The organism is Pseudoalteromonas sp. GutCa3, assembly GCF_002836155.1.
Classification (GTDB): domain Bacteria; phylum Pseudomonadota; class Gammaproteobacteria; order Enterobacterales; family Alteromonadaceae; genus Pseudoalteromonas; species Pseudoalteromonas arctica.
This window is the reverse complement of record NZ_PJBK01000052.1, coordinates 1-3,831: the sequence shown is the minus strand read 5'-3', so window position 1 is coordinate 3,831 and position 3,831 is coordinate 1. Positions and strand designations below refer to the sequence as shown.

Below are 3,831 nucleotides of genomic sequence, written 5' to 3'. Positions count from 1 at the left end.
ATAAAGCAGTGTTACATAACACTCTATATGCACGATGTTATTAAGAGTATCAATTTCTTAGCTATGTCATTTACTACTTAGATAGGGAAGTGCAGTGTTATTAGAATAAAACCACAAATTAATATCCTCATTTTACACTTCATTTTTATATCAATCTATTTACACTTTGTTACAAAACCAAACCCATAATCGCTCCATATTCCTTGTTGTACTTTTAATTAGTCTTTAAACTCATTGAGTTAATTTAAATATGGACTAAAAAATGAAACTCACAAAAATTGCACTTGCTGTTTTACTTGCATCAGGGTTGGCTGCATGTAATAGCTCAACTCAAGCTGTTGATAAAAATATTGTTACAGAAACATCAATTCCTGGCGTTACACTTATTGAATCAGTGAAATCTAATGCAGGTGAAATCAACATACCGTATAAAAAATATAAACTAGATAACGGTTTAACTGTAATTGTGCATGAGGATCATTCAGATCCCTTAGTACACGTTGATGTAACATACCACGTTGGTTCTGCTCGCGAAGAGTTGGGTAAGTCAGGCTTTGCTCACTTTTTTGAGCATATGATGTTTCAAGGTTCAGAGAATGTTGCTGATGAGGAACATTTTAAAATAATATCTGAAGCAGGCGGTACTTTAAATGGTACAACTAACTCAGATAGAACAAATTATTTTGAAACAGTACCTGTAAATCAATTAGAAAAAATGTTGTGGCTAGAAGCTGATCGAATGGGCTTTTTACTCGATGCTGTAACCCAAGAAAAATTTGAAGTACAACGCGAAACAGTAAAAAATGAGCGCGGCCAACGTGTTGATAATCGCCCTTATGGTCGTTTAGGTGAACGTGTTGCTCAAGCGATGTATCCAGATGGTCATCCATATTCATGGCCAGTAATTGGTTTTATGGACGATCTTAATCGCGTAAATGTAAATGATTTAAAAGCATTCTTTTTAAAGTGGTATGGTCCTAATAATGCAACGCTTACTATTGGTGGCGATATCAACGCTAATGAAATACTGCCATTAGTTACTAAATACTTTGCACCAATTCCAAAAGGCCCTGAAATCCCTACAGTAGAAAAAACAGCTGTAACACTCAATGCTGATAGATATATTTCAATGGAAGATAAGGTACATTTACCTTTATTAAGTATGAGTTTCCCAACTACTTACGCTCGCTCTGAAGATGAAGCACCTCTTGATATACTTGCTGAAATATTGGGTGGTGGTAATAATTCACTACTATACAAAAACTTAGTTAAAACTCAACTTGCTGTTCAAGCAAGTGCAAATCATCCATGCCAAGAGTTAGCGTGTTCAATTAGTCTTTATGCTTTACCAAATCCTACAGCAGGGAAAACGTTAGCTGATATGGAAAAAATCATTCGTGATTCATTTGTTGAGTTTGAAGAGCGTGGCGTTACACAAGATGATTTAGATAAAGTAAAAGCTAAAATAGAATCTGGTGCAATTTTTGGTCTGCAAAGCGTATCAGGAAAAGTCTCTCAACTAGCCGCGTCAGAAACGTTTACAGGTAACCCAAACTCAGCTAAAGATGAGATTGCACGTTATAACAAAGTTACAAAAGCTGATGTTATGCGTGTTTTTAATCAATATATCAAAGGTAAATCTGCCGTTATTATGAGTGTTGTGCCAGAAGGCCAAACTCAACTTATAGCTGCACCAGACAACTTTACGCCTAAATCGCATGATTTTGGAGGTCCATCTACAACTTCAGCTGATGATTTAGTGGCACGAAGAGCTGTTGATACATTTGATCGAAGTGCTCACCCAGAGGCCGGCGCAAATCCTGCTGTTGATGTTCCTACTCTTTGGCAAACTAAGACCGAAAACGGTATTAAAATATTAGGTACTCAAAGTACAGAAACGCCAACTACCGCTATTTTCATTAAAGTTCCGGGTGGCCTGTACAGTGAGCAAGCTAGTAAAGTGGGTTTATCATCAATAACTGCATCGTTAATGAGCGAGTCAACGCAAAACTACACTACAGAGCAGATGAGTAACGCGCTTGAAAAACTAGGTAGCCAGGTAAGTATCTACTCAGATAAAACACATACAAATGTGTATGTTTCTAGCTTAACCAAAAATGTAGATGCAACGCTAAAGCTTGTCGAAGAAAAGTTATTTAAACCAGCATTTAATGCCGATGACTTTGAGCGTAATAAAAAGCAAATCATTCAAAATATTCAACATTCAATGAAGGATGCTGGGTATTTAGCATCTAATACATATAGTAAATTACTATATGGCAACAATATAGCTGCACTTCCAAGTACTGGAACGCTTAATAGTATAGAGGCTATTACACTTGCTGACGTTAAAGCTTTTTATAACGCAAACTTTAAACCGCAGGGCGCTCAAGTAATTATTGTTTCTGATTTAAAAGAGTCAACAATTGAACCAAAAGTTAAAGCTACACTTACAAATTGGAAAGGTAAATCGAGCTTAGTAGCGGTTGATTTCAGTGAACCTAAAGTAGAAACTAATGTAATTTATTTGGTTGATAAACCAGACGCTCCTCAATCAGAAATTCGAATAGGTAAACGCGATATGGTTGAAGATATTACAGGTGAGTTCTTTAAAGCTAACTTGATGAACTTTGCACTGGGTGGCACGTTTAACAGCCGTATCAATCTAAATTTACGAGAAGATAAAGGCTACACTTACGGTGCTCGCTCTCGTTTCTGGGGTGATAAAACATCAGGTGGCTTTACCGCTTCTGCAGCGGTGAGAGCCGACTCTACTGCAGCGTCTATTACAGAGTTTACTAATGAGCTTAATAACTATGCTCAAAACGGTGTCACTGACGAAGAGCTTATGTTTATGCGTAAGGCTATCAATCAAAAAGATGCGCTTAAATACGAAACGCCTAATGCAAAACTTGGCTTTTTAGCACAAATATTAGAGTTCGATTTAAAACCTAGCTTTGTAAAAGAAAGAAATGAGATTGTTAGCAATATTAGCAAAGAAGAAGTTAACGCCTTAGCTAAAAAACACTTAAATACTAAAGACATGATTTATTTAGTAGTGGGTGATGCTAAAACGCTTCGCCCAGAGCTCGAAAAATTAGGTATGAAGGTTGTTGACTACAGTCTTTAATATTTAAATAAATCATTGAAATTATAAAGCAGCTTTTTTAGCTGCTTTTTTTTGCCTAATTGTAGAGTGTTGAACTTTTTGTGAGAAGTAGATTACAAGGAGCAACTACAGCACCTTTCCTTAAGATATAAAATATAGTTTCGTAGCTTAAGCCTTCAAAGAAGATCACATTCCTAGCTCTTTTATTCAGTACTTATAAAGATTCGATTTGGTAGCATAAATTTAAACATCCAACTTTATTAGGAGGATTTATGGCAAGTGGATGGGCACGAGACGGTGCAATTCAAGATCAAATTGATGCGAGTGTTAACGACGCCGTACAATATGCAAGAAGCAATTTAATATCTGGCGCAAGTGCAGAGTTATGTGACGAGTGCGACGAGAAAATCCCACAAGCACGAAGGATCGCGTTACCAGGAGTGCGTTATTGTGTTACATGCCAAGCTGCGATAGAAGGTAATGATGCTAGCGCTAAATCGTTTAATAGACGTGGCAGTAAAGATAGTCAGTTGCGTTAAAAAGGTGCTGAAAAGCACCTTTTTATTTAATACCAACCTGCATAAATATTTGAACAATTTATAAAATTAAATCCCTCCATAGTTATACCAACCAGCATAAATCTTTGATCAATTTAACGAATTAATTTGATCAATTTAACGAATTAAATTGCACTATAACGTCGTTAAAAATTTTTTATTTAG

2 protein-coding genes are annotated in these 3,831 nt (G+C 36.2%); both read left to right on the top strand.

The features are described 5' to 3' along the window. Positions 1–262: 262 nt before the first annotated feature. Positions 263–3,130 carry a M16 family metallopeptidase gene (locus CXF64_RS09185; protein ID WP_101216866.1) on the top strand — a complete coding sequence of 956 codons (2,868 nt, stop codon included), beginning with the start codon at positions 263–265 and terminating at the stop codon, positions 3,128–3,130. A 251-nt stretch (positions 3,131–3,381) separates the two neighbouring features. Continuing rightward, positions 3,382–3,648 (top strand): DksA/TraR family C4-type zinc finger protein, encoded by a 267-nt coding sequence (locus tag CXF64_RS09180; RefSeq protein WP_101163381.1) that lies wholly within the window; start codon positions 3,382–3,384, stop codon positions 3,646–3,648. The last annotated feature ends 183 nt before the right edge of the window (positions 3,649–3,831 follow it).

Bases quoted from the DNA above. Each gene is read 5' to 3' on its own strand.
- CXF64_RS09180 (WP_101163381.1), top strand. From the start codon at position 3,382: ATGGCAAGTGGATGGGCACGAGACGGTGCAATTCAAGATCAAATTGAT.
- CXF64_RS09185 (WP_101216866.1), top strand. From the start codon at position 263: ATGAAACTCACAAAAATTGCACTTGCTGTTTTACTTGCATCAGGGTTG.